Source organism: Myxococcus hansupus (genome assembly GCF_000280925.3).
Classification (GTDB): domain Bacteria; phylum Myxococcota; class Myxococcia; order Myxococcales; family Myxococcaceae; genus Myxococcus; species Myxococcus hansupus.
The window spans coordinates 2,989,127-3,015,256 of record NZ_CP012109.1; the positions used below are offsets into that span (position 1 = coordinate 2,989,127).

General features: G+C 68.5%; 22 protein-coding genes and 1 tRNA gene. 13 read left to right on the plus strand and 10 right to left on the minus strand.

From position 1 onward, the window contains the following. Positions 1-18 precede the first annotated feature (18 nt). The gene (locus A176_RS11875; RefSeq protein WP_002639429.1) at positions 19-2,115 is read right to left on the minus strand and encodes a protein kinase domain-containing protein; all 2,097 of its coding nucleotides are present in this window, start codon (positions 2,113-2,115) and stop codon (positions 19-21) included. Between the two features lie 69 nt (positions 2,116-2,184). After that, positions 2,185-3,531, minus strand: a complete 1,347-nt coding sequence (locus A176_RS11880) for a trypsin-like peptidase domain-containing protein (protein WP_002639428.1) — start codon at positions 3,529-3,531, stop codon at positions 2,185-2,187. Between the two features lie 244 nt (positions 3,532-3,775). Here A176_RS11880 and A176_RS11885 point away from each other — a divergent pair, with 244 nt between their 5' ends. Beyond that, positions 3,776-4,771 carry an ATP-binding response regulator gene (locus A176_RS11885; RefSeq protein WP_002639427.1) on the plus strand — a complete coding sequence of 332 codons (996 nt, stop codon included), beginning with the start codon at positions 3,776-3,778 and terminating at the stop codon, positions 4,769-4,771. On the opposite strand, the gene A176_RS11890 is transcribed toward A176_RS11885, so the two are convergent. From A176_RS11890 to A176_RS11905, 4 genes are all read right to left on the minus strand, one after another. Further along, entirely contained in the window at positions 4,743-6,101 is a 1,359-nt protein-coding gene (locus A176_RS11890; protein WP_002639426.1) for a glycosyltransferase, read from the minus strand. The genes A176_RS11885 and A176_RS11890 overlap by 29 nt on opposite strands. A 12-nt stretch (positions 6,102-6,113) precedes the next feature. Then, the gene (locus tag A176_RS11895) at positions 6,114-7,151 is read right to left on the minus strand and encodes an agmatinase family protein (RefSeq protein ID WP_002639425.1); all 1,038 of its coding nucleotides are present in this window, start codon (positions 7,149-7,151) and stop codon (positions 6,114-6,116) included. Positions 7,152-7,216: 65 nt separating this feature from the next. Beyond that, positions 7,217-8,320 (minus strand): ankyrin repeat domain-containing protein, encoded by a 1,104-nt coding sequence (locus A176_RS11900; RefSeq protein WP_002639424.1) that lies wholly within the window; start codon positions 8,318-8,320, stop codon positions 7,217-7,219. A 30-nt stretch (positions 8,321-8,350) separates the two neighbouring features. Further along, complete coding sequence (locus A176_RS11905) at positions 8,351-9,340, minus strand: NAD(P)H-quinone oxidoreductase (protein ID WP_044889208.1); 990 nt, start codon at positions 9,338-9,340, stop codon at positions 8,351-8,353. Positions 9,341-9,421: 81 nt separating this feature from the next. Between A176_RS11905 and A176_RS11910 the strand changes: the two genes are divergently transcribed. From A176_RS11910 to A176_RS11920, 3 genes are read left to right on the plus strand one after another with little or no spacing between them, the layout of a single operon-like run. Beyond that, positions 9,422-9,631, plus strand: a complete 210-nt coding sequence (locus A176_RS11910; protein WP_002639422.1) for a DNA gyrase inhibitor YacG — start codon at positions 9,422-9,424, stop codon at positions 9,629-9,631. After that, positions 9,628-10,359, plus strand: a complete 732-nt coding sequence (locus A176_RS11915; RefSeq protein ID WP_002639421.1) for a tyrosine-protein phosphatase — start codon at positions 9,628-9,630, stop codon at positions 10,357-10,359. Before A176_RS11910 ends, A176_RS11915 begins: the two co-directional genes overlap by 4 nt. A 17-nt stretch (positions 10,360-10,376) precedes the next feature. Then, positions 10,377-11,444: a lysylphosphatidylglycerol synthase transmembrane domain-containing protein gene (locus A176_RS11920; protein ID WP_002639420.1), complete on the plus strand. Its 1,068-nt coding sequence runs from the start codon at positions 10,377-10,379 to the stop codon at positions 11,442-11,444. A 13-nt stretch (positions 11,445-11,457) separates the two neighbouring features. Here A176_RS11920 and A176_RS11925 read toward each other — a convergent pair whose 3' ends face one another. The 3 genes from A176_RS11925 to A176_RS11930 form a co-directional block, all read right to left on the minus strand. Then, on the minus strand, positions 11,458-11,955 hold the full coding sequence (locus tag A176_RS11925) for a hypothetical protein (RefSeq protein WP_002639419.1): 498 nt from the start codon (positions 11,953-11,955) through the stop codon (positions 11,458-11,460). Between the two features lie 86 nt (positions 11,956-12,041). Further along, positions 12,042-12,215, minus strand: a complete 174-nt coding sequence (locus tag A176_RS39305; protein ID WP_002639418.1) for a hypothetical protein — start codon at positions 12,213-12,215, stop codon at positions 12,042-12,044. Beyond that, on the minus strand, positions 12,212-12,469 hold the full coding sequence (locus tag A176_RS11930; protein ID WP_002639417.1) for a ribbon-helix-helix domain-containing protein: 258 nt from the start codon (positions 12,467-12,469) through the stop codon (positions 12,212-12,214). Before A176_RS11930 ends, A176_RS39305 begins: the two co-directional genes overlap by 4 nt. Positions 12,470-12,846: 377 nt before the next feature. On the opposite strand from A176_RS11930, the gene A176_RS11935 reads away from it, so the two are divergent. From A176_RS11935 to A176_RS11945, 3 genes are all read left to right on the plus strand, one after another. After that, positions 12,847-13,419 (plus strand): TMEM165/GDT1 family protein, encoded by a 573-nt coding sequence (locus A176_RS11935; protein WP_002639416.1) that lies wholly within the window; start codon positions 12,847-12,849, stop codon positions 13,417-13,419. Positions 13,420-13,529: 110 nt separating this feature from the next. Continuing rightward, positions 13,530-14,042, plus strand: coding sequence for a hypothetical protein (locus tag A176_RS11940; RefSeq protein ID WP_021780898.1), 513 nt, complete (start codon positions 13,530-13,532; stop codon positions 14,040-14,042). Between the two features lie 112 nt (positions 14,043-14,154). Then, on the plus strand, positions 14,155-14,589 hold the full coding sequence (locus A176_RS11945) for a VOC family protein (protein ID WP_002639414.1): 435 nt from the start codon (positions 14,155-14,157) through the stop codon (positions 14,587-14,589). Positions 14,590-14,643: 54 nt separating this feature from the next. Here the strand turns inward: A176_RS11945 and A176_RS11950 are convergent. After that, positions 14,644-14,717: transfer RNA gene (locus A176_RS11950), tRNA-Ile, on the minus strand. 356 nt (positions 14,718-15,073) lie between these two features. On the opposite strand from A176_RS11950, the gene A176_RS11955 reads away from it, so the two are divergent. From A176_RS11955 to A176_RS11980, 6 genes are all read left to right on the plus strand, one after another. Then, a complete protein-coding gene (locus tag A176_RS11955; RefSeq protein WP_044889071.1) occupies positions 15,074-15,685 on the plus strand; it encodes an immunity protein Imm33 domain-containing protein in 612 nt (203 codons plus the stop codon). A gap of 1,135 nt (positions 15,686-16,820) precedes the next feature. Beyond that, the gene (locus A176_RS11960) at positions 16,821-18,038 is read left to right on the plus strand and encodes an HlyD family secretion protein (RefSeq protein ID WP_021780899.1); all 1,218 of its coding nucleotides are present in this window, start codon (positions 16,821-16,823) and stop codon (positions 18,036-18,038) included. A 2-nt stretch (positions 18,039-18,040) separates the two neighbouring features. After that, a complete protein-coding gene (locus A176_RS11965; protein ID WP_002638706.1) occupies positions 18,041-20,770 on the plus strand; it encodes an ATP-binding cassette domain-containing protein in 2,730 nt (909 codons plus the stop codon). Next, a complete protein-coding gene (locus tag A176_RS11970) occupies positions 20,767-22,878 on the plus strand; it encodes an ATP-binding cassette domain-containing protein (protein ID WP_002638705.1) in 2,112 nt (703 codons plus the stop codon). Before A176_RS11965 ends, A176_RS11970 begins: the two co-directional genes overlap by 4 nt. Then, a complete protein-coding gene (locus A176_RS11975) occupies positions 22,875-24,371 on the plus strand; it encodes a TolC family protein (RefSeq protein WP_044889072.1) in 1,497 nt (498 codons plus the stop codon). Before A176_RS11970 ends, A176_RS11975 begins: the two co-directional genes overlap by 4 nt. Positions 24,372-24,377: 6 nt before the next feature. After that, the gene (locus A176_RS11980; protein WP_002638703.1) at positions 24,378-26,126 is read left to right on the plus strand and encodes a hypothetical protein; all 1,749 of its coding nucleotides are present in this window, start codon (positions 24,378-24,380) and stop codon (positions 26,124-26,126) included. Positions 26,127-26,130 lie beyond the last annotated feature (4 nt).

Consider the following 26,130-nt stretch of genomic DNA (forward strand, 5'->3'; position numbering starts at 1 on the left):
CGGTAGTCGCCGTGCCTGCTAGTCCTCTTCAGGCTTCTCGAAGTTGACGTCGAAGGTGACCCGCTGGCCGGGCTCCACCTTGAACGTCTTCTGCCACCGCGCCCCGTTGACGATGACGAGGAGCTGGTGCGTGCCCTCGTACAGGTCCAGTTCATCCACGGGCGCGGCGCCCACGAGCCGCCCGTTGACGGTGACGATGGCGCCCTCGGGCGCGCGAACGTTCGCGAAGCCCTTGTTGAGGAAGATCTGCTGCGAGGACCGGCCGCCCGCGGGCACGGTGATGACCCGCGTCGTCTGGATGCCGAGCACCGGATTGCTCAGCGTCAGCACGTGCCGTCCGGCGGGGACCGAGGCGCTGACGGGCGTGCGTCCCAGGTACTGGCCCGGGATGGAGACCTCCACGCGGGGATCCACGGTGACGTCGAGCGTGCCCATGGCGATGCCCGCATCCACGGTGCCCGCGTCCTGCGGAACGCCCGCGTCCACGGGGAGCGCTTCCTCGGGGACACCCGCGTCCTCGATCTCGGCCTCGATGTTGGAGGGCAGCCGCTTGAGCACGATGGCCGCCGCTCCCAACGAGAGCGCGAGACCCACACCCACGAACGCCATCCAGGTCCGCGAGGGCTTCTGCGCGCTGGGAGGAGGGGGCAGGGCCTGTGCTCCCGCTGCCGTCGCCCCCTGGGCACCGGGGCCCGAGGCGCTGGCCTGTCCCGAGGTGCTCGAACCCGAGGCCGCCCCTGGAGCGGCGCTTCCCGCAGGTCCCTGCGCGGTGAGGCCACCGGACACGCCCGTCTGTCCCTGCGCGCTGGACACGTTGCCCGTGCTGGCTGAGGAAGTGCCCTGCGCGCTCGTGCCGGTAGCCCCGGCTTGTCCGTGAGCGCTCGAACCGGCAGCTCCTGCCTGTCCCTGCGCGCTCGAACCGGACGCAGCGCCCGTGTTCGCAGTGGCCTGAGCGGGCGTGCTCGCGGCGGCCTTCGCGCTGGCGCCACTCGCCGCCGCGTCCTTCGTGCTCGGCTTGGCGGCGGCCGACGAGCCCGCGCCCGACGACGTCGAAGTCCCGGACGAAGCATCCCCGGCGGCGGACAACTGCCCCGGCAGCTCCGGCCACTTCGCGGGCATCAGGGAGGGGGGCAGGGCGCCCCGCGCGAGGTACTCCGCGACGGCGGGCGGCGAAATCCCCGCCTTCTGCATGATGTCCGCGATGCCGCCTTCAATCACGCGGCGCCGCGCGGCGCGGGCCTCGCTCTCGGGCGGGAAGTGCTTGGACAGGAACTCCGAGAACTCGGCGTGCGTGGGCAGTGAGCCCACGGCCTCGACCACGGCTTCACGGAAGGCGAGCGCGGACGCATAGCGCTCCTTGGCCCGCTTCGCCGTGGCCCGGCGCAGCACCGCGTCCAGCTTCAGCGGCACGTCCTGCGCCATGGGCGGCAGCGAGCGCGTGAGCACCGCCTTGTCCGGGTCCGCGGCGTCCTTGAAGGGAATCTTGCCGGAGAGGCACTCGTGCAGCACGAGGCCCAGGAGGAACACGTCCGACTGCACGTTGACGGCTTCGCGTCCGCCGAGCAGTTGCTCCGGCGCGCTGTACATGCGGCGGTTCTTCACGCGCTTGCCGCCGCGCTCACGCGGAGCCACGCCGAGCGCGCCGTAGCCCGTCACCTTCGTCATGCCCGTGAACGAGAGCATCAGCGTCTCGGGCCGGACGTCGCCGTGCACGAACGGCGTGCCGTCGTCGTTACCGGCCACGTGGGCGTAGTGCAGGCCCACGGCGGCATCGGCGGCAATCAACGCGGCGAAGTGGGGCGGCAGCCGAGGCTGAAGCTCCAGCAGCTTCCGCAAAGGCTCGCCGTCGGCGAACTCCGTGACGCGGGCGAGGCCCCCATCCTGTTCGGCCAGGGCGTGGACGCGGAGGATGTGCGGATGCTCGAAGACGAGCGCGCGAGCCGTCTCGCGACGCAGCGTCGCCGTCAGCTCGGGGTTCTGCACGACATCTTGCGGTGCCCAGATGAGCACCACGGGACGGGGCGACGCGCCGTCCTCCAGGGCGAGTCCGAGGAAGGCGCGTGAGCCTTCCCCAGCCAGCAGGGGACCGAGGGACTGGTAACGGACGGAACTCATGACACCGCATGTTAGTGCGAGTCACGCGTGTCCTGAAATACGGGGAGCCCTCAGCGCCTGTAGCACCCCCTAAAGTCGGTAGCCTGCTTCCTGCTCGAACGGCAGCGTCACGTGGTAGCCGTAGCGTCCACGCCGCACGAGCAACAGCACGCTACGTCCCCGTCGCGCCGTGAGCAGCGCCTCGCGGAAGGCGTCGGTCGTCGTCACCGGCTGATTGTTCACTCGGAGAATGACGTCTCCCGGCTCCAGCCCGATGTCCGCCGCGGCGGAGCCTTGACGCACGCCCGACACGGCCAGCATGCCACGCAGTTCCTTCACGCGGAGTCCTAGGCGCTCCCACGCCAGCCCCTCGACCATGCGAGCAGGGAACTCCACCGGCGTCACCTGCACGGTGCGCAGGCCCCCCTCCCGGAAGAGGACCACGGGGAACGCGGAGCGGGCCGGATACCCGCGCACGCGGGTGTCGAAGTCCTCGGCGTCCTGGATGCGCGAGCCGCCCAGCTCGGCCACCACGTCACCGCGCTTCACGCCGGCCTGGGCCGCGGGGCTGCCTTCCTCCACCGACGTCACCAGCGCGCCATAGGCCCGGTCCCACCCGAGCTGCCGCGCGACACGCGAGGGCAGGTCGGCCGTGCCGATGCCCACCCACGCGGGGCGCACCTTTCCGAAGCGGGTCAGCTCGTCGACGATGCGGCGCACCTTGTCGGCGGGAATCGCGAAGCCGATGCCCTGCGCGCCGCCGCCGAAGATGGCGGTGTTGATGCCGATGATTTCCCCATCCACGTTGAGCAGCGGGCCGCCCGAGTTGCCCGGGTTGATGGCGGCGTCCGTCTGGACGAAGTCGTTGTAGACGCGGTTGTCGGCGCGGAAGGTGCGGCCCACGGCGGAGACCACGCCCGCGGTGACGGTCTTGCTGAGGCCAAACGGGCTGCCAATGGCCACCACCGTCTCACCAATCATCAGGTCGGCGCTGGTGCCCAGCTTCGCGATGGGCAGCGGCTCCTTCGCCTTGACCTTCAGCACGGCCAGGTCGTTCGCCGCGTCGCTGCCAATCACCTCGGCGTCGAACGAGCGGCCATCCGCCAGGATGACGTGGATGGCGGACGCGCCCCGGATGACGTGGTCATTGGTGACGATGATGCCGCTGGGGTCGATGATGGCGCCGCTGCCCAGGCCGGAGATTTTCTGCCGCTCCGGCTCCGCGCCCATGCCTCCGAAGAACTCCTCCAGCGGCGAGCGGCGTCCCCGGAAGCGCGACTCCACCTCCTGTTCGGTGCCGATGTAGACGACGGCCGGGGAGACCTTCTGGACGACCTCCACGATGGCGTCGCGCCGCCGCGCGAGGTCGGCGCTCGCCGTACCCGAGGCCAGCAGGGCAACCATCACCAGGCTCCACCTCATGACTGCGTGCTTCATTCCAAGCCTCCGTGCATCGCCAAGGGATTGTCGGGCGAACGACAGACTGATTGTCGGGAAGACCTCAGCCTGGCCGGGCCCCCTGGATGCGGTGTCTCGCTCTTCATAAACCACTCCGGTCAACCGTGAACGAATGCATCTCTGGGATGCACGTGCTCCGCGCGGCCCGGTACACCGTCGGAGCGGATGGTCGTCCTGGCGTCACGCCCTGTGTCGGGGTGTGCCGAGGTGAGGGAGTGGAAGCATGAGTCTCGTCCTGGTCGCGGACGATGAGCCGGCGGTGTTGGAAGTCCTCAGCCAGGTGGTGGAGGACCTGGGGCACGACGTGGTGCGAGCCCGGGACGGAGAGGAGGCGCTCGGCCTTGCGCGTGACCGGCACCCGCAGTTGGTCGTGACCGACCACATGATGCCGCGCTTGAGCGGCGTGGACCTGTGCCGCCGGATGAAGCAGGAGGCGCAGCTCAAGGACGTGCCCGTCATCCTGCTGAGCGCGGTGCTGCCGCAGGGCGCGCCCGAGGCCTTCGCGTTCCTCCACAAGCCCTTCGAAATCACCGACTTCGAATCGGTCATCCGCCAGTCCTTGGCGTCTTCGCCGGGCCCCAGGGCCGCGCCCGCGGAGTCGCCCGTGGGGGCGCTGGGGCAGTGGGTGGCGCGGACGCTCCAAGGGCCGCTGGAGACGGCGCGCGAACAGCTCCGCCGCCTGGAGGGCGCTGACGCCGTGGACCGGGGCGCGCTGGCGACCCTGGACGTGCAGCTCCGCTCCATGGAGTCCATGGGCCGCAACCTGCGCGAATTGGCGTGGCTGTCCTCGGGTGAGGCGACGGTGCGCCGCGGCGACACGGACCTGGGCCAGCAGCTTCGCGACGCCGTGTCGGCGCACGGGCCGCACGTCACGCTCAATGCACCGGAGACCCCCGTCCTCGTGCAGGCGGATTCCTCCCGCATCCGACAGGTCTTCGACGTGCTGCTGTCGAACGCCGTCCGTCAGGGGAGCACGGAGGTGGCGCTCGAGGTGTCGCCGACGCAGGTCAAGGTGCACGTGAAGGACGCGGGGCCAGGGCTGCCCGCGTCGACGGTGGCCCACCTCTTCGCGCCCTTCCAATCAGAGTCGGAGGGCGTCTGGGGGCTGGAGCTGTACGTGGCCTCGGAGCTGGTGCGCCTGCAAGGCGGCGCGTTGTCCGTGCAGTCACGGCCCGGTCAAGGCTCCACGTTCAGCCTGATGTTGCCGCGGCCCCACTGAAGCCCCCAGCGCGGGGCAGGTGCCGCTCGATGGCCTCCACGAGCGCCGCGTCACCTTCCGCGGCCTGGAAGCGAGTCCGCATTCGCTCCAGCGCCCGCCGGTACGCAGGCTGTTCGACGACCGCGTCCAGCAAGGGCACCAGGGTGTCCGGCGTCAGCGTGCGCGGGTCCGCGCGTTGGCCCAGGCCATGGTGGACGACGCGCGCGGCCACGCCGGGCTGGTCGAACTGGACCGGCAGGACGACCATCGGCACGCCGAAGTAGATGCACTCCTTGACGCTGTTGAACCCGCCATGCGTCACCATGGCGGACGCGCGTTTGAGCAACTGGAGCTGCGGGGCGCGCGTCACGGCCAGGAGGTTGGCGGGCAGGGGGCTGGGAAGCGCCTCGCGCCATTCGTTGGTGGCGACGACGAACTGCCACGCGGGCCGTCGCCGCGCGGCTTCGACGACGGACGCATGGAAGCGCCGCGCCTGTTCGGGCGGCATGGGCATGGTGCCCAGCGAGCAGAGCACCAGGGGCCGCTCCGGGCTCAGTCGCTCCCAGGGGAACTCGGGCTCGTGTCGCTCCAGGTCGATGCACGGGCCGGTGTAGTGGAAGTGGACCGAGGGCCGCACGCCCTGGAACTCCGCGAACTCGCGCGGACAGAGGATGAGCATGGGGTCATGCTCACCATTCCCGCGCCCGGCGAAGTCCAGGTGCGCGGGGGGATACCCGTGCTTGCGCGCGAGCGCGTGCCGATACCGGAGGTCATCGGGTTCCAGGCCCACGCGGCTGCGCAGTCCATCCAGCTTCGCGTCGAACAGGATGCGCCCCCAGTCGAAGGCGCCACGGAGGACGCTGGAGAGCTGACCGTCCGGGATGACATGGGAGGTGGGCGGCGGCGACTGGGGCTCCCACCGCAAGGGGATGCTGGTGTTCAACAGCAGGGTGGGGACCTGGTTGCCGCGGAGGACCAGGAACGGCTCCGGGAGGAACACGTCGGCGATGCCCAGGTCGGGTTTCGTCCGGCGGATGATGGCGTCGAGTTCGCCCTCGAGGAACCGCTCCATCATCCGCTTCTGCTTGCGCATCAACGCCAGCACGTAGCGCAGCCAGGCCACGCCCTTCAGTTGGCTGATGCGCTCCTTGACCTCGTCCTGAAAGCCCAGCGGAAACAGGTCCGCGAAGAGGCACTCGAAGTCGAAGCCCTCCTCCCGGATGACGGCTTCGGTGTCCCGGATGCCGCAGAAGAGAATCCGGTGGCCGCGTTTCTGGAGCGCCCTCGCGAGCTTGAGCGAGGGATTGATGTGCCCTCGCTCGGGGAGGGGGACGAACAGGAGGGTGGACATGGCGACGCGAGGTCAGGCGCGCTGCGACTTCAGCATCCAGCCAATCATCTTGTAGAGCAGCCGGGCGCCGACGTTGCCGTCCCACTCGCTGCCTTCGGGGTCGGGGGCCACCTCGGTGAGGTCGAAGCCCACGATGGTGCGCCCGGAGCGGACCACGCCGGAGATGAGGGCCACCGCCTCCGGGAAGGACAGGCCACCCGGCACGGGCGTACCGGTGTGCGGGCAGAGCACGGGGTCCAGCCCGTCGATGTCGAAGGACAGGTAGACCTGCTGCGGGAGCAGGTTGACGATGTCCGCCACCTGCTTGTTCCAGGGCACGCCGTCGAAGCGCCTGTTCTGGAGGTCGGCGTCGAAGAAGCCGTGCACGCGGCCCTGGGAGTCCGCGATGTACTGGTGCTCCTCTCCGCTCATGTCACGCAGGCCCACCTGGACCAGCGTCTTCACGCCGGGGATGCGCTCCACGACGTTGTACATGATGGACGCGTGGGACCAGGTGAAGCCCTCGTAGGCCACGCGCAGGTCGGCGTGCGCGTCCAGGTGCAGCACGCCCATGCCCGGATACTTCTCCGCGTGCGCGCGGATGATGCCGTAGGAGATGGAGTGGTCTCCGCCCACCGCGGCCACGCGCTTGCCCTGCTCCAACCAGTGCTTCGTGGTGCGGTAGACAAGCTCGTTCATCTGGTCGCACAGGCCATTCACGTCCTGGGCGGCCTGAATCAGCTCGGCCTCACCCGAGTGGATGCCACCGGCCTCGATGACGACCTGGGCGCGCTCCTTGGCGCGGGTGTTCCAGTCGCGCAGCTCCGCGGACTCGGGGAGCATGGCGATGCCGCGCTCGTAGGGGCGGCCCGTCTCCACGTCGAAGAGGTCGACCTGCCGGCTGGCCTCCAGGACGGCGGCCGGGCCGTCGGACGTCCCTCCGCCGTAGCTGGTGGTGGCCTCGAACGGCACGGGGATGAGGACGACGTGGGCCTCTTCCGGGGAGTGGGGGAGGCCGAACACGCCGGAGTCCGGCTGGGCGGCGGCGCTGGGGTCGAAGTGGGTGGACATAGGGCGGCGCAGGATAAGGGCACCCCAGGGGGGCGCAATGGAATTGGGAGGTGACGTCCGGGTGACTACTTCTCGACGCGTTCCTGCACGTCGAAACGGCTGGCGGTGACCTGATGTTTCTCAATCACGAGCTTCTGCGCCACCAGCGCGCCCCGGACCTCCAGGCTGTAGTCATTGTAGTACGCGTCGACGAGCGAGGCCTTCAGGTCCCCGCCGATGATGACAGGGCCTTCCGTCCGGAAGGTGTCGCAGGTGAAGTCGCCGCCGACGAAGAGCTGGGCGCCTTGGAAGTTGGAGGCCTTGCCGTGCACTTTCAGGTTCCCTGTCACCAGGAGCGACTTCACGTTCAACGGCCCCGTGACTTCCAGGTCACCGTGGTGGAGGAGGGGGCTCGTGGCCACCTTCTTGATCGTCTTGTTCAAGGGGGCCCGTGTGGAGACGGCCTGGATGAGGCCAATGATGGCGAACACCAAGGGAGCGTGGGTGTTGCCGTGCTCCTCGATGCCGGCGTAGAGCTGGTCGAGGTTGACGGAGTACTCCTCGACGAAGACGCTCTCCATGAAGCTGCGGAGCTGCGCCCAGGTCGCCGCGCTGACGCCCGCGGGCGCGTCACCTGAGAGATAGCGTGCGACGTCCGCCTCCGAGAGGTGCTTCACCTTCTTGGGCGGCGGGCCGCGCTGGTCCTTCGTCGTCTTCAGGAGTTCGACGAGCATGGGGACCACGTTCTTGCTGTGGCGGGACGCGCGAGCGGCGGAGAGCACCGACCGGCCTCCTTCCGTCTTCTGCCGAGGGTCGATGCCCTGGTCGAGGAAGAACTGCACGACGCGGTCGGCCCCGAACTCCGCGGCCCGGTGGATGGGGAACTCGTAGCTGGAGGTCGCCCGGATGTCGGCGCCGTGCTCCATGAGCAGTTGGATGACCTCGACGTTGTTTTGGGTCACGGCGATCATCATCGGCGTGTGGCCGTTGATGGTCTGGAAGTCCAGGCTGACGCCCGCTTCGAGCAGCTTCCTGATTTGAGCCACTGCCTCGGCGTTCTTCTGCTCCGCCTTCGCCAGGACTTGACGGTACTCCGCCTCCGGCATCTCGACCCGGTCATACGTCTGGATGTAGTGGAGGTCGTTGATCTGCCGGATGAGGCGTTCGAGTTCCTGCTGCTGCTCCGTCATCGCTTGCGTTCCTTCAAGGGGCAGTCAGGCTCAATCCCACCGCACCACGAGCTTGCCCACCGAGTCGTTGCCCGCCATGCGCTCCAGCGCCTGCCGGATGTCGGCGCGTGGCACCACGGCGTCTACCACGGGCCGCAGCGCTCCCGAGCGGAACAGCGGCAACAGGTGCCGCTCCGCGCTCTGGGCGAGCGCGATCTTCTCCTCGAGGGGACGGCTGCGCAGCACGGTGCCCGTGACGCGAAGGCGCTTCGTCAGCACGGCGCCCAGGTTCAGCTCCGTCGTCGCGCCCGCCACCAGCCCCACCAGCATCAGCCGCCCGCGAGGTGCCAGGGCGCTGAGCGTCTCTGGAACGTAGCTGCCACCCACCAGGTCCAAGCACAGGTCCGCGCCTCGGCCACCCGTCGCCTCACGCACCGCGTCCGCGAAGCGCGGGGGCTGGGTGTCACACAGCACGGTGCGCGCGACGTCCCATTCGGAGGCCCGCGCCAGCTTCGCCGCGTTCCGGCCGGTGCCCACCACCCGCGCGCCCATGGCGCGGCAGATGAGCGCCGCCGCCGAGCCGACCCCACTGGCCACCGCGTGGACGAGCACCGTCTCCCCGGGCTTGAACTCACCCTGGAGGACCAACGCGTCGAACGCGGTGAGGTAGGCCTCCGGGAGCGCCGCGGCGTCGGTGAAGTCCATGCCCTCGGGGAGGGGCATCGCCTCGCGCTCATGGGTGACCAACTGGTCCGCCCAGGCGCCTCCGCCCACGAGGCCCATCACCCGGTCGCCCGGCTGGAAGCGCCGTGCGCGCGGGCCCACGGCCACCACCTCGCCCGCGTACTCCAGCCCGGGAATGTCCGGGGCCACGTCCGGCGGGGCAGGGTAGTGACCGCGAAGTTGCAGTAGGTCCGCGCGGTTGAGCGCGGTGGCCCGGACCCGGACCACGATTTCTCCGGGGCCCGGAGCAGGGGCGGGTCGTTCCTCCTCGGCGAGCACCTCGGGCCCTCCTGGGCGGGTGATGCGCAGGACCTTCATGGCGGGGACCTCCGTGGGAACGGTGTGCACGAAACATCCTGGCTCGCGAGAGCGTCAACGCTTATCTAGAACACGACCACCATGAGCACCCTGCCGTGTCCCATCTGTCAGAAGCCCGTTGCCCCCCGGGGCACGAACACCGCGTTTCCGTTCTGTTCCAAGCGCTGCCGCGCCGTGGACCTTGGCCGGTGGCTGGGCGAGGAGTACCGCGTGCCCGACCGCCAGGCGGATGAGCAAGAGGACGAGGTGCCCTCGGACCGCCATCCGGACCGGCAGCACGGCGACGCATGAGCGGCTTCGTCGACCTGCACTGCCACCTCCTTCCTGGCGTGGATGACGGGGCTCGCACCCTGGACGACGCGCTGGAGATGGCGCGCGCGCTGGTCGACCTCGGCTTCTCCACCGTCGCGCCCAGCCCCCACGCCCGGCCCGAGTACGCCCCCGTCGACGTCGTGGACGCCCGCCGCGCGGAGCTCGAGGAGGCCCTGGCGCGCGAGCGGATTCCCCTGACGCTGGGGCGCAACGCGGAGAACGTGCTCGACGATGCCTTCTTGCGCGGCCTCACCACGCCGCAGGCGCGCAAGCTGGGGCCGGGCCGCTACGTGCTCGTCGAGCTGCCCTACACCGCGCCCGTTCCCGCCCTGCTGGACATCCTGTTCCGCATCCGGACCAAGGGCGTGGTGCCGCTGCTCGCGCACCCGGAGCGGTGCCTGGAGTTCGAGCGCAAGGGCCGCGCGGCGGAGGCCGTTCGAGCCGGCGCACTGTTACAACTGGATGTCGGAGCGCTCATCGGCCGCTACGGCGGCACCCCCAAGAAGCTGTCGCGGGCCTTCCTGGACGAGGGCCTCTACGCGGTGGGGGCCACGGACCTGCATGGCCCGGTGGGGGCCCGGGAGTGGGTGGGCCGCTCACTGGCGGAGCTGCGCGGCAGGGCAGGGGAGGCGGCCTTCGTCCGTCTCATGAGAGACCATCCCTCCCGCCTGCTGGCCGGGGAGTCGCTGGAGTCGGACCCGGAGTGACGGTATACCCGGCCGCTGTGAAACGCGCCGTCAAGCTCCTGGCCAGCCTGCTGGTCACCTTCATCTTCATGTGGTGGGCCTTCCGGGACACGGATTGGGCCACCCAACTGGCCAGCCTCAAGTCGGCCAACTACGTGTGGCTGGTGCCGTACTTCGGCTGCCTCCTGGCCATCCACGTGTTCCGCACCCTGCGCTGGGGGTGCCTGCTGTCGGGACTGGAGAAGGTTCCCTTCCGCAAGCTGAACGAGGCCTCCGGCATCGGCTTCATGATGCTGCTGGTGCTGCCCTTCCGCCTGGGGGAGTTCGCCCGGCCCTTCCTCATCGCCCAGCGCAGTGGCATCCGCCGCAGCGCGGCCATGACGTCGGTGGTGCTGGAGCGCATCGTGGACGGCCTCGCCGTGGCGGCGATGTTGCGGGTGCTCCTCTTCTTCGTCCCCACCGAGACGCCGGAGATTCGCTACGTCAAGCTGGGCTCGTGGCTGATGTTCGCCGTGTTCGGCGGAGGCCTGGCGTTCCTGCTCTTCGGCCTGTGGCAGCAGCAGCGCACGGTGGCGCTGGTGCGGGCCACGGTGGGCCGGCTGGCGCCGCCCGTGGCGGACAAGGTCGCGGACGTCGTCGACACCTTCGTCGGCGCCATGCGGCAGCTCCCCAAGGGGCGGCAGGTGGTGCTCTTCTTCATCTACACGGCGCTGTACTGGGGCGTGAACGGGGCGGGCATGTCGATGCTGGCCAACGCCTTCGACTGCTCCGGCGCGGCGCCCGGCGTGGTGTGCGAGCCCATGGACCTGTCGCTCTTCGAGGCCTACGTGGTGCTCGGCGTGCTGGTGGTGGGGCTGATGATTCCCGCGGCGCCCGGAATGATGGGCACCTTCCAGGCGGCGACGAAGGTGGGCCTGAGCCTCTTCCTCCCGGCGGCGGCGGTGAATGCCAGCGGGTTGGCCTACGCCAACGTCATGTGGCTGTCCCAGACGGTGCAGCAGGTGGGCCTGGGCCTCATCCTGCTGTCCATGGGGCACCTGTCGTTCAAGGACATCGCTGGCAAGCTGGACGACAAGGACAGCGAGGCGGCGGCCCCTTCCGCCTGAGCGCGGGGCCGCGTTACGGCGTGGGGGAGGCGGTCTGCGCCCCTTCGGTGGACGGAGTCGAGGCCTCGGTTTGCGCGGGGGCTTGTTCCCCGCCCTTGCCGGTGACGACGCCTTTCACCTTCTCGTAGGCGGCCTTCGGGTCGATGTTGCCCTTGAGGGAGCCAAAGGGCGTCTCGATGGTCTGCTGCCGCTGCTCCGCCGCCGCGTAGCCTTCCGGGGCGCACAGCGCCTTGGACGTGTCGCGCACCGACACCATGGGGGTGTTGATGGTGGCGTTGTCCTCGGAGGTGGCCTTGGCGACGAGCTTGTCGTCGCGCATCAGCACGCAGCGGTCATCGCCGTAGTACCAGGCGGTGGAGCTGTCGGGATACTCCTGCGCCCGCGACGGACCCGAGCCCATGGCCTCGACGACCTGATGGGAGGACATGCCGGGGTAGAGCTTGTCGAAGCCAGACGTGGCGCAGCCCACGGTGGCGAGGGCAAGGGCGGCGCTGAGTATCGGGAGACGCATGGGGTGTGGGGCTCCTGGAAGAAAGGGAATCCGGAGCCTACCCCTGCATCGCGTCCGGCCACCAAGGCGGGGCCGGACGGACTGTCCTACAGTTCCTGATCCAACCAGCGGAAGATGGCCTCACGAATCGAGGCCGGCCGCTCGGAGTCCAGGCGGGTGCGAGGCGTGCGAGCCGCGTCTGCGTCACGCAACATCGGAACGGGCATGAACTCGCGCGTACGGGGGAGGGACGCGCGGGACGCGACGGCGGCCGCCCTCATGACTGTCCTTCCTCCTTGGGCGTGCCGCGGCCGTACTTGCCGAGCAGGTCATCCACGGCCTCGCGGAGGTACTCGCTCTGGTGGATGCGGGTCCGCCGCGCCAGCTCGCGCAGCTTCTGGACCTGCTCCTCGGGAACGAGGACGTGGGTGGAGACAATGTCGGCGTCCGGGCCACGGACGTCGACAGACACTTCCGTGGCCGCCGGGGACGACGGAGCCTCGGGGCTCAGGGGACTGGCGCTTCCATCCTGCATCGGACTTCCTCCGGGCGTGGCTGCTACAGGCAGCTACCTGCCTGTGCCCGGCATTAGGCGGGCGGACGGGCACTCCGTCAAAAAATGCGCCGGTGAGCGGCCGCGCGCGGTGGGTCCTGGCTGGCGTTGACAGCGGGGGAGGCGCGCTGTTACTTCGCGCCTCACGTAAGGGGAGTAGTTCACGCCAGCGTTGCTGGCGGCGGGGCGCTCGACATACTGGCTGGAAACAGCCCGGGCCCCCACCTCGTGAGGTTCGCGAGACGAACGAGACCTTCGGACAGGAGTCGTTGTTTCTTCCTGGCCGAGGTCCGTCGTGCGCGTGCTTCCCTGACGCTTCCACGAGTCCGAACCCCGGCCACGCATCGCGAGGGGCGGTCATGTTGGAAGCGTTCATCGGTTCGTTCGTGTTGGTCGCCGCCAGTGAGATGGGGGACAAGACGCAGTTGCTCGCGTTCTCCCTGGCCACGCGGTTCCGCAAGCCGTGGCACGTGCTGGCGGGCATCTTCGTCGCCACCATCGCCAATCACGCGCTGGCCTCCAGCGTGGGCAGTTGGGTGTCCACGCACGTCCCGGCGAAGTGGATGGCGCTGCTGCTGGCGGTGCTGTTCATCGGCTTCGGCCTGTGGACGCTCAAGCCGGACACGCTGGATGAAGACGGCGGCAAGCCGCCGCGTTACGGAGCGTTCCTCACCACGGTGGTGCTCTTCTTCCTCGCGGAGATGGGGGACAAGACGCAGTTCGCCACCATGGCCGTGGCCGCGCGCTACCAGGCGCCGGTGATTGTGACGCTGGGCACCACCGCGGGAATGATGCTGTCCGACGGGCTCGCGGTGTTCCTGGGAGACCGGATCGCCGGGCGCGTGCAGATGAAATGGGTGCGCTGGGCCGCGGCCAGCCTGTTCTTCATCTTCGGCGCGCTGTCGCTGTGGTCGGCGCTCCGGATGGGGTGACGGAAGCGTTCGGGAACACGCATGTCACAAAGTCGTGCATTGCTGTGGAATGCGGGAAAAGCTCCTATGCTTGAGGTCCGGGCTGACCCGGATTTTCTTCAGGAGCTGACATGCGTTCGCCGATCCGTTTTTCCGCGATGGTTCTGATGAGCGCCCTGCTGGGCACGGGCTGTGACGGCACCCAGCCGCAGGGCGCCGAGGTAGTGGGCGACACGGTCGAGGTGAAGCAGGGCGCCGTGGGCGACCTGGTGCTGCGCTGTGACGAGTTCCAGGGTGGCTCGTACCTGGAGGTCGTCCAGGCGGCGACCGGCTTCGAGGCCACGTACACGTTCGAGGACCGGAACTCCGAGTCCCCCGACGGCATGACGCGCATCGTGCTGGGGCAGTACGAGCAGTGCCGCCGCTCCACGGTGGACGCGCGCATCCTGAACTGCTTCAGCGTCCGGCCGGGCAACTTCCTGGGCAAGGTGATTCTGTCGACCACGCGCGTGCAGAAGACGCAGATGGTCCTCGGCAGCAGCACGACGGTGAACTACAGCGAGCTGGGTGTCGCGGCCATCAACCAGGAGCCGGGCCAGACGCCGCGCCGCGACTACACGTTCCCGCTGAGCGACTGCCAGTAGTCCGTACCTGGGCCGGGGTGGCAGGCGAGCCCTGGCCCTTCCTCCACGGGAGCGATGATTTCGGGGGCCGAGGGGCGTCTCACCCTCAGGAACCCATTCCCTGGAGGTCGTCGTGGCAGCGCATGATTCGTTGAAGGCCCGTGCACCGGGTGGCCCCCCTGTCATCGTGAGTCTTCCGACGCGGGACCTGGCGAGGGCCTTTGGCTTCTACCGGAAGGGGCTCGGCTTCGAGCTGATGGTCGAGACGGAGGGCGACGCGATGCCCGAGCCCGTCCACTTCCGGCTCAACGCGGGTGTCAGCCTGATGCTCATCCCCACGGGTGGGTTCGGCTGGGTGGCCGGGGGCAACCGGGTGGCGGAGCAGGGCGTCTCCGAGTGCATCCTGGGCCTGTCGCTGGAGGCGGAGGCCCAGGTGGACGCGCTCATCGCCCGGGCGCGGGAGGCGGGGGCGGAGGTCCCGGCACCGCCGGCGAAGCAGCCCTGGGGGTACTCGGGGACGTTCAAGGACCCGGACGGCCACGTGTGGATGGTGGACGCGGCGGGCTGAGGAGGCTCCGGAAAAGAAAAACCCCGGTGCCACCGTGAGGTGACGCCGGGGAAGTGGCCAGGGTCAGACTTGAACTGACTACCTGCGGATTATGAGACCGCCGCTCTAACCAGGTGAGCTACCTGGCCGTAAGTGGACTGCAACCTACGGCTTTTACTGCGGAACTGCTACTGCCTTCCTACCTGCTCGCCCGGTGTCCCTGCAACCGTTTCGGACTCGACGCCCCGGGAAGCAGCGCTTCGGGGCCGCTCTATACCACATGCTCGGCGCTGGGCAATGGGAACGATGCAGTGGGGTGGTTGACGGGGGGTGGGGTGGGGGCCTGACGGCCAAGGGGGAGAAAGTCGCGGTTCTGGAGCCAGTGGGCGTCATATGGCGGGGCGAATGCGGCGCCTCTGGCGGATGGCCTTCAGGGCATATGGTCCAGCACGTTCTCCGTAGAGGGGCCGGGTTGGCCGTGCCGTCTTCGGGGTAGAGAACATGAATGGTTGAGCTCTCGCGCGTCATAGGCCGACAGCGGTTCACCGTGTCCTGCCAGGAAGGGGTGGTTCCGCTTGCAGAGCGCCTCCTCCGCACAGTCGAAGCGATGGTTTCAGCGGGGAGCGTCTTCAAGGACGGCGAGACGCTCAACTACGGCGGCTTGATCTTCGCGCTGCGACAGCGAGGAACGTCGCTGTGGCTGGGGTGCCCTCGGATTGAGGGGGACTCGGTTTTCGACGACGAAGGCGACGTGTCTCCGCTCTTGAGTCTCCTGGCCCGGGAGATTCACTTCGCGCGCAGCCTTGGCGTCGAGCCGGAGCAGGTCAACCTCTGGGACAAAGTGGTTCTCGAGGAGGGATGCCTGTCGGAGACGGATGTTTTCATGGAGCGGACACCGGATGCCCCGTCGGGAGACTCTGGGTGGTTCATCGGGCGTGTGGTGGAAGGGGAGGGTGAACGCGTACTGACGGCGCTTCGCGTGTGGCATCTGCTTCGTCTGCGGCCTCGCCTTGTGGACGCGATGGCCTTGCCACGCCGATTTCTTGTCGTTTGGCACGGTGACGATGTGGTCGGTGTTCAAGATGCGAACGGTAATGAGCGGTGGGGCTTGAAGTAGCCGTTGCTTGGGTCGCCGTGCAGCGGTTCGCGCGCGGACCCATTTGAATTCAGCGGCAATGGGGGGGCTTAATGGCCGCCAACTTAAGCGCATCGCGCAGCCACTGTGACAGCGGCGCCGCTTCCACTCGTGAGGCAGCAACTCCCCGATGAGGGAGTTGGGATGCGTCTGCACCCGGAGCCGCACGTCGTCCAGCGACTCCTTGCATCGTCGCCTCCAGCGACGTCAAGAACGCCTTGGGTTCCTCCGCCTCCTCGCGCCAGGGCCAGAAGCGGTCTTGAGGGAGCGTTCGGGGCACTCAGCCACAACACGTCGCCGCCGCGCCGCGCCGCGCCGCGTCCCGGGCCCCGGCGCGACAGGTGCCCGTGCGCCGGGGAGGCGTCCAGGCGGGCTGACGCCGTACCTGGGCCACGCGAGTCCTTGATGGCGTCGGCGAAGGTGACGTGCAGTCCCTGGATGAAGGAGAGCTGCTGCTGTTGAAACATTGCAGCCGCAATGACTCGCGAGGGTGGCTGCCTCAGCAGGTCGGAGGCGGGTGCTAAGTCGTTTCAAGCAGGCAGCTTCGCTCATCAATACAGGCGCGGCACACGGCGTAGCAGGTTCAAAATGGCGGGCGAGTCTGTCTGACTTACTGGGTTGTGGTTGCGGTGTCGCACAGCACAGGGGAGCCACGAGACTTGCAACAGCGATACAGGAGAACCCTGGCGTATTCAGTTCAGTCTCATGAGAGGTTCTAGAACAACCTGGCAGGTATGGGCACCTGCAGGAGCAAGGCGTTGCCAGAAATAAGAAGAGGGGCTGATGGAGAAATTCCCATCAACCCCCCTCTGAAACGAGGAACAACCCGCCGCGACAGCCGGCGTCAAAAACAACGAACTACTAGCGCGCCTTCGGGCCGCCGCGAACGTGGATCTTGATCTTCATGTGGTGCCTCCTTTCAAATTGAACGCTACGTGTACTCAAAACCGAATGTCAAATCGAACCAGGGAAAAATGTGCAACGCATTGCGGCGATACGAATGGAGTCCCGCGTCACATCGAAACGCTCGTATTCAGACAATGGGAGCGTGAATCGCAAAGCCGTGGCCGAGGTGTTGACACGGTGCGACCATTAAGGCGACTTTTGCTTGCGGACCATGGCCTATCCCTTCGAGCGGACCCTTCGTTCCCTGAACTACGAGTCGGACACGCGCCTCGTGTTCGTCGCTCTGATGGTGTTGTGCATCGGCGGGCTCTTCGCCTGGTCGCTGTTCGCCAAGGTCCCGCTCGTCAAAGCCAGCTCACAGGCCCGGATCGAGCCACACAACGCTGTTCATCGCATCGAGCCGCCCAGCGCGGGCAGGGTCGTGCTCTCTCAGCTCAAGCTCGACCACGAGGTCAAGGAAGGGGACCTTCTCATCGAGTTCGACGCACGGGCCGAGCGCCTCGAACTCGAGCGGAGCAAGGCGACGATCGCCGCGACCGAGAAGGAGCTCGCCATCATCCGCCAGCAGATCGCCAACAAGCACGAAGAGGCGGCTTTGACGGCGCGGGTGGACGAGGTCGCGGTCCAGGAAGCGCTGGGGCGGGAGCAGGAACTCGCGCCCAGGCACCGGCTCGCGGTGGAGCGCGAGCAGTTGGCCCTCAAGAGCCCGACGGGCTCGGTCTCGGAGATGGAGAAGCTGGAGCGCACGACCGATGTCGACGCGCTCCGCTACGCGCAGACGGCGCAGGGCCTGGCGCTCACCCGGCTGCGGCGCGAGCAGAACGTGCGCCGTCAGGCCCTCGCCGCGCAGCTGCTGGCGCTCGAGCGCGAGGCGCTGGGCGCCGAGGGGCGGATCCGGGAACTCCAGGGCGCCATCGACCGTCTCGAGTACCAGATCGAGCGGAAGCTGTATCGGGCGCCGGCCACGGGCCACCTGGTCGACGTGGCGGAGCTCGGCTCGGGCGCGTTCATCGCCGACGGGCAGCGGGTCGGCACCATCGTCGCGAGCAATGCCGAGGTGCGGGTGCGCGCCCGTTTCCCGAAGGAGGTCGTCGGATTGATCCAGCCCGGTCAAACGGCGCGCCTCAAGCTCGACGGCTACCCGATGACCATCTACGGGACGGTCCCCGCCAGGGTGACGGCCGTCGGGACCGAGCCTGGCCAGACCGCCACGCCCGAGGCCATCCCCGGGACGGTGCGCGTCGAGCTCAAGTTCGCACCGCCGGACGATCCGCGCATTCAACTGAGCCACGGCATGACCCTCACGGTCGAGGTCGAGGTCGCGCGGGCGTCGCCGGTCGCGCTGCTGATGCGGGCGGTCGGCGAATGGAATCCGCAGCCTGAAGCACCGCCCACGAGCGTGTTTCGGCCCGAAGCCGAGGCCCGCTGACCATGACTTCTCCCGGGCGTCGGCGCTCAATCATTCCCGAGGTGATTCAAATCTCGGCGACGGATTGCGGCCCCGCTTCACTCAAGAGCCTGTTCGCGGGGATGGGCGCCGAGCTCAACTATCGCGTCCTTCGCGAGGTGTGTCAGACGGACGTCGATGGCACCTCGATCGTCACCCTGGATGAAGTCGCGAACCAGCTCGGGCTCGACTCCGAGCAGGTGATGCTTCCGCTCGATCACGTGGTGGTCCCCGAAGCCAAGGCGCTTCCCGCCATCATCGTCACGCTCAGCGCCGGAGGCCGGCCGCACTTCGTGGTGCTGTGGAAGCGCGTTGGCCCGTTCATCCAGGTCATGGACCCGGCGGCGGGCCGTCACTGGACCCGGATTTCGACGCTGCTGAGCCACCTGTACCAGCACACCACGTCCGTTCCGGCGGAGGGCTGGCGGGAATGGGCCGGGTCCGAGGAGGCGGTCGCGACGTTCGAGCGCCGCTTGCTGGACCTGGGGGCGACGCAGGCGCGGGAGCTGGTTTCCCGCGCGCTCGAGGACCCCGAGTATTTGTCGATCGCCAGGCTCGACGCCGCGTGCCGGGCGTCCGAAGCGATGATCCGCGCGGGCGCCGTCCGGAGAGGCCGGACGGCGGCGGGTCTGCTGCAATCCATGATGGCGAAGGACGCTTCCGGCGAAGTGCCCATTCCCGCCACCTATTGGTCCGTTCGCCCCAACCCCGAGGTGGAGGGCGAGGTGTTGATGTCCGGCGCGGTGCTGATGCGGGTTCGCGGTTGGCGCGAGGCTCCGCGTGAAGGCGAAGACGCGCCGAGAGCCGTGCTCGCGAGCGACCTGGCGACGGAGCTCGTCGCCAAGCAGGTGAGCCCGGCGCGAACGCTGCTCCGCCTTCGAGGCGCGGACTCGTGGGTCGTTCCGGGTCTGATTGTGGTGGGACTTGTGTTCGCCACCTTCGGGCGAATCCTGCAAGCGCTGATGCTCCGTGGCGTGCTCGACCTGGGGCGCGACCTCGGCACGTTCGCGCAGCGTGCGACGGGCATGGCCGTTCTCGCGGGCGTCGCGCTCTGCTTCATGCTCATCCAAATCCCCATTTCATTGGGATTGCTCGGCATCGGCCGCCGGCTCGAGGTGCGGCTGCGGAAGGCGTATTTCGAGAAGCTCCCCGAGATGGAGGACCGCTATTTCCAGAGCCGGCTCGCCTCCGACATGGCGTCTCGCACGCACAACATCCAGGCGATGCGGTCGTTGCCGCCCCTGCTCGCGCAGGCCCTGGTCCTGTCGCTCGAGGTCGTGAGCATCACGGCCGCGCTCATCTGGGCCGCGCCGCACGCATGGCGCATCGTCCTCGCGCTCGCGGCGGTCACGCTGCTCGTGCCCCTGGTCGCGCAGAAGCTGCTGTTCGAGCCCGACCTGCGCGTGCAGATGCACGCAGGCGCGCTCAGCGGATTCACCCTGAACGCGCTCGTCGGGCTCACGCCGATCCGGATTCACGGCGCCGAGCGGTCGCTGCGCCGCGCGCAGGAGACCTTGCTCGTGAGCTGGAGCAAGGCGCGCTATTGGCTCCAGACGCTGTCGGTGGGGTTCGAAGGCGGGCTGATGCTGGGGAGCTACGGCCTCGTCATGCTGCTCGTCTATTCGTACCTCTCGGGCACCGAGCGGGCTTCGCTGGTGTTGTTGGTCGTCTATTGGGCGCTGCGGTTTCCCATCCTCGGCCAGCGGCTGATGCTGCTGAGCCGCGCGTTCCCGAATGCGATGAACCGGGTTCGCCGTCTCCTCGACGTCATCGGTGACATCAAGGAGCCGTCGGCCCGGTCCGAGGCGCCCGTGCAGGCGCCTGTCGCGCCCGCGGGCGCCGCGAGCGGCGTTTCCATCGTGATGGAGAAGGTCCGCGTGAAGGGCGGCGGTCACACCATCCTCGACAAGGTTTCCTTGAACATCGCCCCCGGCGAGCACGTGGCCGTGGTCGGTGTCTCCGGAGCAGGCAAGTCGACGCTGGTCGGCCTTTTGCTCGGCTGGCTCCGGCCGGCGCGCGGCGAGATCAAGGTCGACGGGCAGGTGCTCGATCAGGCCGCTGTCGAGCGGCTGCGGCGCACCACGGCCTGGGTGGATCCTTCGATCAGTCTCTGGAACCAGAGCCTCATCGACAACCTCCGGTATGGCAACGACGGCGCGCAAGGCTGGTCTCTGTCGGGGGCGCTCAAGGGGGCCGAGATGCTCGACATCCTCGAGGCGCTTCCAGACGGCCTGCAGACATCGTTGGGCGAAGGCGGAGGGCTGGTTTCGGGCGGCCAGGGTCAGCGCGTGCGCCTGGCTCGCGCGATGCTTCGCTCCGGCGTGCGCCTGGCCATCCTCGACGAGCCGTTTCGCGGTCTCGATCGCGACCGGCGCGCGCGGCTCCTCGCCGAGTCCCGGCGGCTCTGGGCGGACATCACGCTCCTCTGTGTCACCCACGACGTCGAGCACACCCAGGAGTTCGATCGCGTGCTCGTGATCGAGAACGGTCGGATCCTCGAGAACGGGCCGCCGAAGGAGCTGCTCGCGAACAAGGAGTCGCGGTACTCCGTGCTCCTTCGCGCCGACCAGGAGAATCGCACGCTGCTCTGGGGCGGTGGGCGCTGGCGCCATTGGTGGCTTTCGGGCGGCCAACTGGTGGAGAGGCCGGCGCCAAAGCCGGTGGCGGCGCCGGTCACGGAGCCCGTCGCGGACAAGCTGGAGCTGGTGGGATGACGCGCTCGGACTCCGACCTGTTGTGGCCGGTCGAGCGACTGCCCGACGCGCTGGAGCAACTGGCGCAGCGGCAAGGCTATGGCAGGACCGCGGGCGAGATCGCTCCGCCCGCGGCGGCCGTCGAGCCAAGCCGGGTCTGGATGTTCGCGCTCGGAGATCGACTCGGCGTGGAGCTCGAGCCGATCACGCCGCTCTACCACGAGCTGCCCGACGTCCTCGAGCGCGCCGCGCCCTGCATCCTCCAGGTCCGGCGAGACGGCGTCCCGTCCTATCTGGTGCTGCTGGGGACGCGGCGCGGGAAGCTGCGCCTGCTCGCGCGCGACGCCATGGTGGTTTCGGTCCCGACGAAGCTCGCGCTCGCGCTCCTGCGCGAAGAGCAGGAAGCCACCGTCGCCGAGGTGGACCAGCTTCTCGGCGGCGTGGAGATGTCGCCCCGTGCGCGCGAGCACGCCCGCTCCAAGATGCTGCTGCAGCGGCTCGGCCAGGCGCAGCTACGCACCGGCTGGATCATGCGCCCCAGGCGCACGGCGAGCCGTCGGACGCTGCTCGGCGACATCCCGTCGCTCGTCACCGGCATCCTCGTGAGCCACACGCTCCTCTCGCTGGTGCTGGCTGGCTCGTTCTGGTTGCTCGGTCGCGCCGCGCTCCAGGCCCACCTCGAGACCGGCTGGTTCCTGGGGTGGATCGCCGTGATCGCGTGCGCGATTCCGCTCCGCATGCTCGAGGTGTGGTGGCAGGGCGTGTTCTCGATCCGGCTCGGAACGCTGCTGAAGCAGCAGCTCCTGACGGGAACCCTCAAGCTGACCCCCGACGAGGTGCGGCTCGACGGCATCGGCCGCCATTTCGGCCGCGTCGCCGAGGCCGAGGTCGTCGAGCAGCTTGCGGTCGGTGGCGCCCTGCTCGCGGTGTTGTCGCTCGTCGACCTGGTCCTGGCGGGCGTCATCCTCGTGCTCGGGGCGGGAGGGTGGCTCCAGGCGGTGGTGCTCGTCCTGTGGGTCGCGGTCGCGTTCGTCCTGGCGCGCCGCCACTACGGCGTCCAGCGGGAGTGGTCGAGCTCGCGCGTCGAGATCACCCACGACCTGCTCGAGCGCATGCTCGGCCATCGAACGCGGCTGGCACAGCTTCCCCTCGAGCGCTGGCATGATGGCGAAGATGTCCGCTTGAGCTCCTACTCCGAGATCTCGAAGGTCATGGATCGCCGGACCATGCAACTGACCGCGCTCCTGCGCGACGGCTGGTTGGTGCTGGCCCTGTTGACCTTGCTGCCGGCGTTCAGCAGCGGTACGGCCAATCCCAGCCTGCTGGCAGTGTCCGTGGGCGGCATCTTGCTCGCGCTGCGAGCCTTCGACGAGGTCGCCGTCTACTTCCAGCAGGTCTCCCAGGCGGCGGTGTCGTTCGAGCAGATCCGCGACTTGTTGCTCGCGGTGGGCCGCCCCGAGCTCGAATCGAAAGTCCCTCTCGAAATGGAGGGAGGCAAGTCCACCGACGCCGCCGACGAAACCCTCATCGAGGCGCGGGGTGTGACTTTCCGGCACGACGCGCGCACCCGGCCGGTGCTCGAGAACTGCTCGTTCCAGATCGCGCAGGGCGACCGCATCCTGCTGGAGGGCCCATCGGGCGGTGGCAAGTCGACGCTGGTGTCGCTGTTGACGGGCCTGAGGACGCCGCAGGGCGGTGTGATGCTGCTGCATGCGTTGGACCGCGCGACGTTCGGCTCCTCGGGCTGGCGCAAGCGCATCACCGCCGCGCCGCAGTTCCACGAGAACCACGTCCTGTCCGGCAGCTTCGCGTACAATCTCCTGCTCGGACGCGAGTGGCCGACCTCGCCCGAGCTGCGGACCAAGGCCGCCGCGCTGTGCAAGGAGCTCGGGCTGGACGAGCTGGTCGCCAAGATGCCCGCCGGCCTCGAGGAGATGATCGGCGAGACCGGCTGGCAACTCTCCCACGGTGAGAAGAGCCGGCTCTACATCGCGCGCACGCTGCTGCAGGGGGTCGAGCTGGTCATCCTCGACGAGAGCTTCGCCTCCCTCGATCCCGAGACCATGCGGGTCGCGCAGCGCTGCGTCCTCAACCACGCGAAAGCCCTCGTGGTCGTCAGCCACCCATGAGACTTCGACTTACGCTCGCCCTCCTCGTGATGACCTGCTCCGGTTGCGAGCTGATCCGTCCCGTCGTCGTCAAACCGCCTCCGACGCCGGGCAGCTACTCGACCGCTGTCGATCTGCGCATCGAGCCGACCCCACTGTCCAGCGCACCCGAGGGCGGGGTTCCAAGCCCGCCGCCGAAGGAGGACGTGCCCGCGCAGCCCGCCGAGCGTGTCACCCAGGACACGGTCTGGTGGTCGGCGTTCGCCGATCCAGCGCTCGATGCGGCCATCCAGGAGTGCTTCGGCGACAACCTGGTCCTGCGCGAAGTGCGGGAGCTGATCTACGAGAACCAGCTCGACCCCAACGTGCCGCAAGGTTGGTGGTACCCGCTCCAGGTCGGCATCCTGAACCCGGCGGGGCTGAGTCGTGTCGTTGCCAACGCCAACCTTCCGCCCGCGCCGCCAACCCGGGCCGAGTACAACCTCGCCACCGTCGGTTTCGGTGTGACGTACCAGGTCGACCTGTTTGGATCCCTCGGTGCGCAGCGGCGCGCGGGAATGAACTTCGCCGAGCAGCAGCGGCAGCTCACCGAGGGCCGCATCCAGGACCTCGCGGTGCGGATCACCCAGGTCTGGTTCGACATCCTCGAGGCCCGCGCGCTCCGGGACCTCACGCTGCGGCAGATCGACTACAACAAGGAACTGCTCCGGCTGGTTCGAGCACGGTTCGAGCAGCACCTCACGCCCCGGCTCGTGGTGCTGCAGCAGGAGCAGTTGCTGGTGAACCTCGAATCGCAGGTGCCGCTGATCGCCACCCGGAACGCGCTCTTGAATTCGGAGCTGAAGGCGCTGCTGGGCAGGGTACCCACCCCCGCCGACGACATCGTTCCACTCGATCGACAGCTTCCCGATCTCCCGCCCCCACCGAAACTCGGAACGCCGGGCGACCTCAACGTGAACACGCCCGAGGTGCGGCTCGCGGAGCTGCGCGTCGCCGAGATCGATCACCGCATCAACGCGAACCTGGCGAGCTGGCTTCCGACGATTCAACTGGTGGGCACCGTGGGCGCTTTGAAGGTCGGCCTCTCGGAGCCGGCCCTGCGCGAGTCCGTCGTCGGGGTGAACCTGACCTGGGCCATGTTCGATGGAAGGCGCGTCACCGAATACATGCGACTGCCGATCCAGCTCCATCGTCGCCATATCCAACACCAGCTCGCGCTGAACACCGCGATTGGACGGGTGCAGGATGCCGTGGTCCAGGAGGAGAACGAGGCGACGAGCCTGCGCAGCCTGCGTGCGCAGGTCCAGCTCGGGCGGCAGCTCCTGGACGAGGCGAGGCGAATCTTCGAGCAGGGGCAATCAGACTATCTGACGGTGCTCTCCGCCCTGACGAATCTGGTCGGGCTCGAGCGCGCGAGTCTTCAGGCGCAACGGCTGCTGCTCAACCATCGCGTCGAGGTCTATCGCTCGCTCGGCGGCACCTGGTCGCGCGATGTCACACTGAAGCGGGAGTGAGAGGCCATGGCACAACTGCAAGCGGATGAGATGCTCTACATTCCCAATCGAAAGCGGCTCACGCACGACCGGCTCGACGCAGGGAATGGCCAGCAGGTCCTGCACCTCTTCTATGGCGAGGTGGAGCTCATCTTCGACGAGCCGGACATCGCGCCCTTGGGCGAGAAGCTGCTCCAGGTCGAGCAATTTCAAGCCGCCGACGCCATGGCGTGGTCGGATGGCGCGCCCCATTCCTGGGACAAGACCCGGGACCTGCTCGAGATGTTGATCGAACAGCGGGTGTTGAGGCGGGTCTCGGATGCGCCCACGGGCCGCACCACGGTGTCCTACCCTGAGCGGTTGGGTGAGGTGCCTGCCGGGCGTGAGCCGCTCACGTTCAGCGCCCGCGACAATCGTTGCCCCATGCTGACCGAACAGGCGTTTGGACGGGCGTTCGAGATCTCGAACCTCGAGGTGGTCGTGCCGGTCTACCGCGTGGCGCATCCGGCGCTCGACGGTGACGGCCGACAAGTGGGCGAGAACAACGTCGCACCGCGCACCTTGTTCCTCGACCTCCCCACGGTGCGCAAGCAGTGCCACTACGCGGGGAGCCGGTACCAGAGCGAACTGCCGATGAACGTGACCGCGATGAAGGCCATGGCGCGGCAGTGGCCGGACCTGCTCTCGCTGACCGAGCAGTTCCGCAAGGCCTTCTTCGCGCGCATGCCGCCACGGACCCCCGGCGTGCTCACCGCGGGCGAGCTCCACATGATGGTCGTCTGCACGCTCGCGTCGGTCGGGTACGTGATGGTGCGGGGCACCAATCCCGTGCTGAACGGGGAGCTCGACAACGGACTCTCGGCCATGTTCCGGCTGATCGACGGAGTTCGCCTGGTCACCAACGACCTGGTGCGCGACGCTCCCGAGCAGCCCGTCACCGCGCAAACGATCGTGGACTATGCCGAGCGTCACGCGGTCTTCCATGGTCCGCACGGCGTGTGCGCCGGGCCGCCGGCGCTCATCAACGAATACATGCAGGTGTTGACCGGCGCGGCCCCGGCACCCATCGAGGCCCAGCCCGACATCGCAGCGCGCCTGGGTGATCTCGACGCCGCGCTCGATTACGGCCTGCTCGGGCAGCGCGTCGAATCGGTGGTCCGCTTCTTCGGCGCGACCCAGGGGCTGCTCCACGAACGGCTCCGGGCGGCGTTCGCCGGACACCTCCCGCGCACCGCGCTGCAAGAGTTCGTGGAGGCGCCCATCGATGTCGCGCGTTACCCGCTGCTCCGGGACGATTTCCCACTCACCGAGACCTACCAGCGCGAGATCAACCTCAGCCGCTGGTTGTTCGCGCGCATCGGCGAGGCGTTCCCCGGCACGCCGCAGGGTACCTCGCTGGACGAACTGGCGAAGCTGGATCCCGCCGAGCAGGCCACGAGCCAGCGGCGACTGGCCGAACTCTTTTCGCATGGGCTGCCGGGAGACAAGGTCGTGGCGGAGCCCCTCTGCGGTGAGCTCGCTGCCGTCGCCGCCAGCGCGTTTTCCCTCGAGCGCCGGTGCCTGCGCGTCGTCGAGCGCGAGCAAGCGATGCTGAACCAGCGGCTCCAGCGCCCGGATCACCCACTGACCGGCATGGACCTGGCAGTGTTCACGCGGCCGCGCAATGGCCCCCCGTTGGCGGAGACGCTCGCGCGCGGTCTGGGCGTCTCGGTCACCAGCGACTCTGCCTCGACCGTGCTGGGCTACGGTGAGAGCAGCCTCACGTTGAAGGACTAGAGGA

Coding starts and splice junctions, on each gene's coding strand:
- A176_RS11875 (WP_002639429.1), bottom strand. CDS start 2,115: ATGAGTTCCGTCCGTTACCAGTCCCTCGGTCCCCTGCTGGCTGGGGAA.
- A176_RS11880 (WP_002639428.1), bottom strand. CDS start 3,531: ATGAAGCACGCAGTCATGAGGTGGAGCCTGGTGATGGTTGCCCTGCTG.
- A176_RS11885 (WP_002639427.1), top strand. CDS start 3,776: ATGAGTCTCGTCCTGGTCGCGGACGATGAGCCGGCGGTGTTGGAAGTC.
- A176_RS11890 (WP_002639426.1), bottom strand. CDS start 6,101: ATGTCCACCCTCCTGTTCGTCCCCCTCCCCGAGCGAGGGCACATCAAT.
- A176_RS11895 (WP_002639425.1), bottom strand. CDS start 7,151: ATGTCCACCCACTTCGACCCCAGCGCCGCCGCCCAGCCGGACTCCGGC.
- A176_RS11900 (WP_002639424.1), bottom strand. CDS start 8,320: ATGACGGAGCAGCAGCAGGAACTCGAACGCCTCATCCGGCAGATCAAC.
- A176_RS11905 (WP_044889208.1), bottom strand. CDS start 9,340: ATGAAGGTCCTGCGCATCACCCGCCCAGGAGGGCCCGAGGTGCTCGCC.
- A176_RS11910 (WP_002639422.1), top strand. CDS start 9,422: ATGAGCACCCTGCCGTGTCCCATCTGTCAGAAGCCCGTTGCCCCCCGG.
- A176_RS11915 (WP_002639421.1), top strand. CDS start 9,628: ATGAGCGGCTTCGTCGACCTGCACTGCCACCTCCTTCCTGGCGTGGAT.
- A176_RS11925 (WP_002639419.1), bottom strand. CDS start 11,955: ATGCGTCTCCCGATACTCAGCGCCGCCCTTGCCCTCGCCACCGTGGGC.
- A176_RS39305 (WP_002639418.1), bottom strand. CDS start 12,215: ATGAGGGCGGCCGCCGTCGCGTCCCGCGCGTCCCTCCCCCGTACGCGC.
- A176_RS11930 (WP_002639417.1), bottom strand. CDS start 12,469: ATGCAGGATGGAAGCGCCAGTCCCCTGAGCCCCGAGGCTCCGTCGTCC.
- A176_RS11935 (WP_002639416.1), top strand. CDS start 12,847: ATGTTGGAAGCGTTCATCGGTTCGTTCGTGTTGGTCGCCGCCAGTGAG.
- A176_RS11940 (WP_021780898.1), top strand. CDS start 13,530: ATGCGTTCGCCGATCCGTTTTTCCGCGATGGTTCTGATGAGCGCCCTG.
- A176_RS11955 (WP_044889071.1), top strand. CDS start 15,074: ATGGTTGAGCTCTCGCGCGTCATAGGCCGACAGCGGTTCACCGTGTCC.
- A176_RS11960 (WP_021780899.1), top strand. CDS start 16,821: ATGGCCTATCCCTTCGAGCGGACCCTTCGTTCCCTGAACTACGAGTCG.
- A176_RS11965 (WP_002638706.1), top strand. CDS start 18,041: ATGACTTCTCCCGGGCGTCGGCGCTCAATCATTCCCGAGGTGATTCAA.
- A176_RS11970 (WP_002638705.1), top strand. CDS start 20,767: ATGACGCGCTCGGACTCCGACCTGTTGTGGCCGGTCGAGCGACTGCCC.
- A176_RS11975 (WP_044889072.1), top strand. CDS start 22,875: ATGAGACTTCGACTTACGCTCGCCCTCCTCGTGATGACCTGCTCCGGT.
- A176_RS11980 (WP_002638703.1), top strand. CDS start 24,378: ATGGCACAACTGCAAGCGGATGAGATGCTCTACATTCCCAATCGAAAG.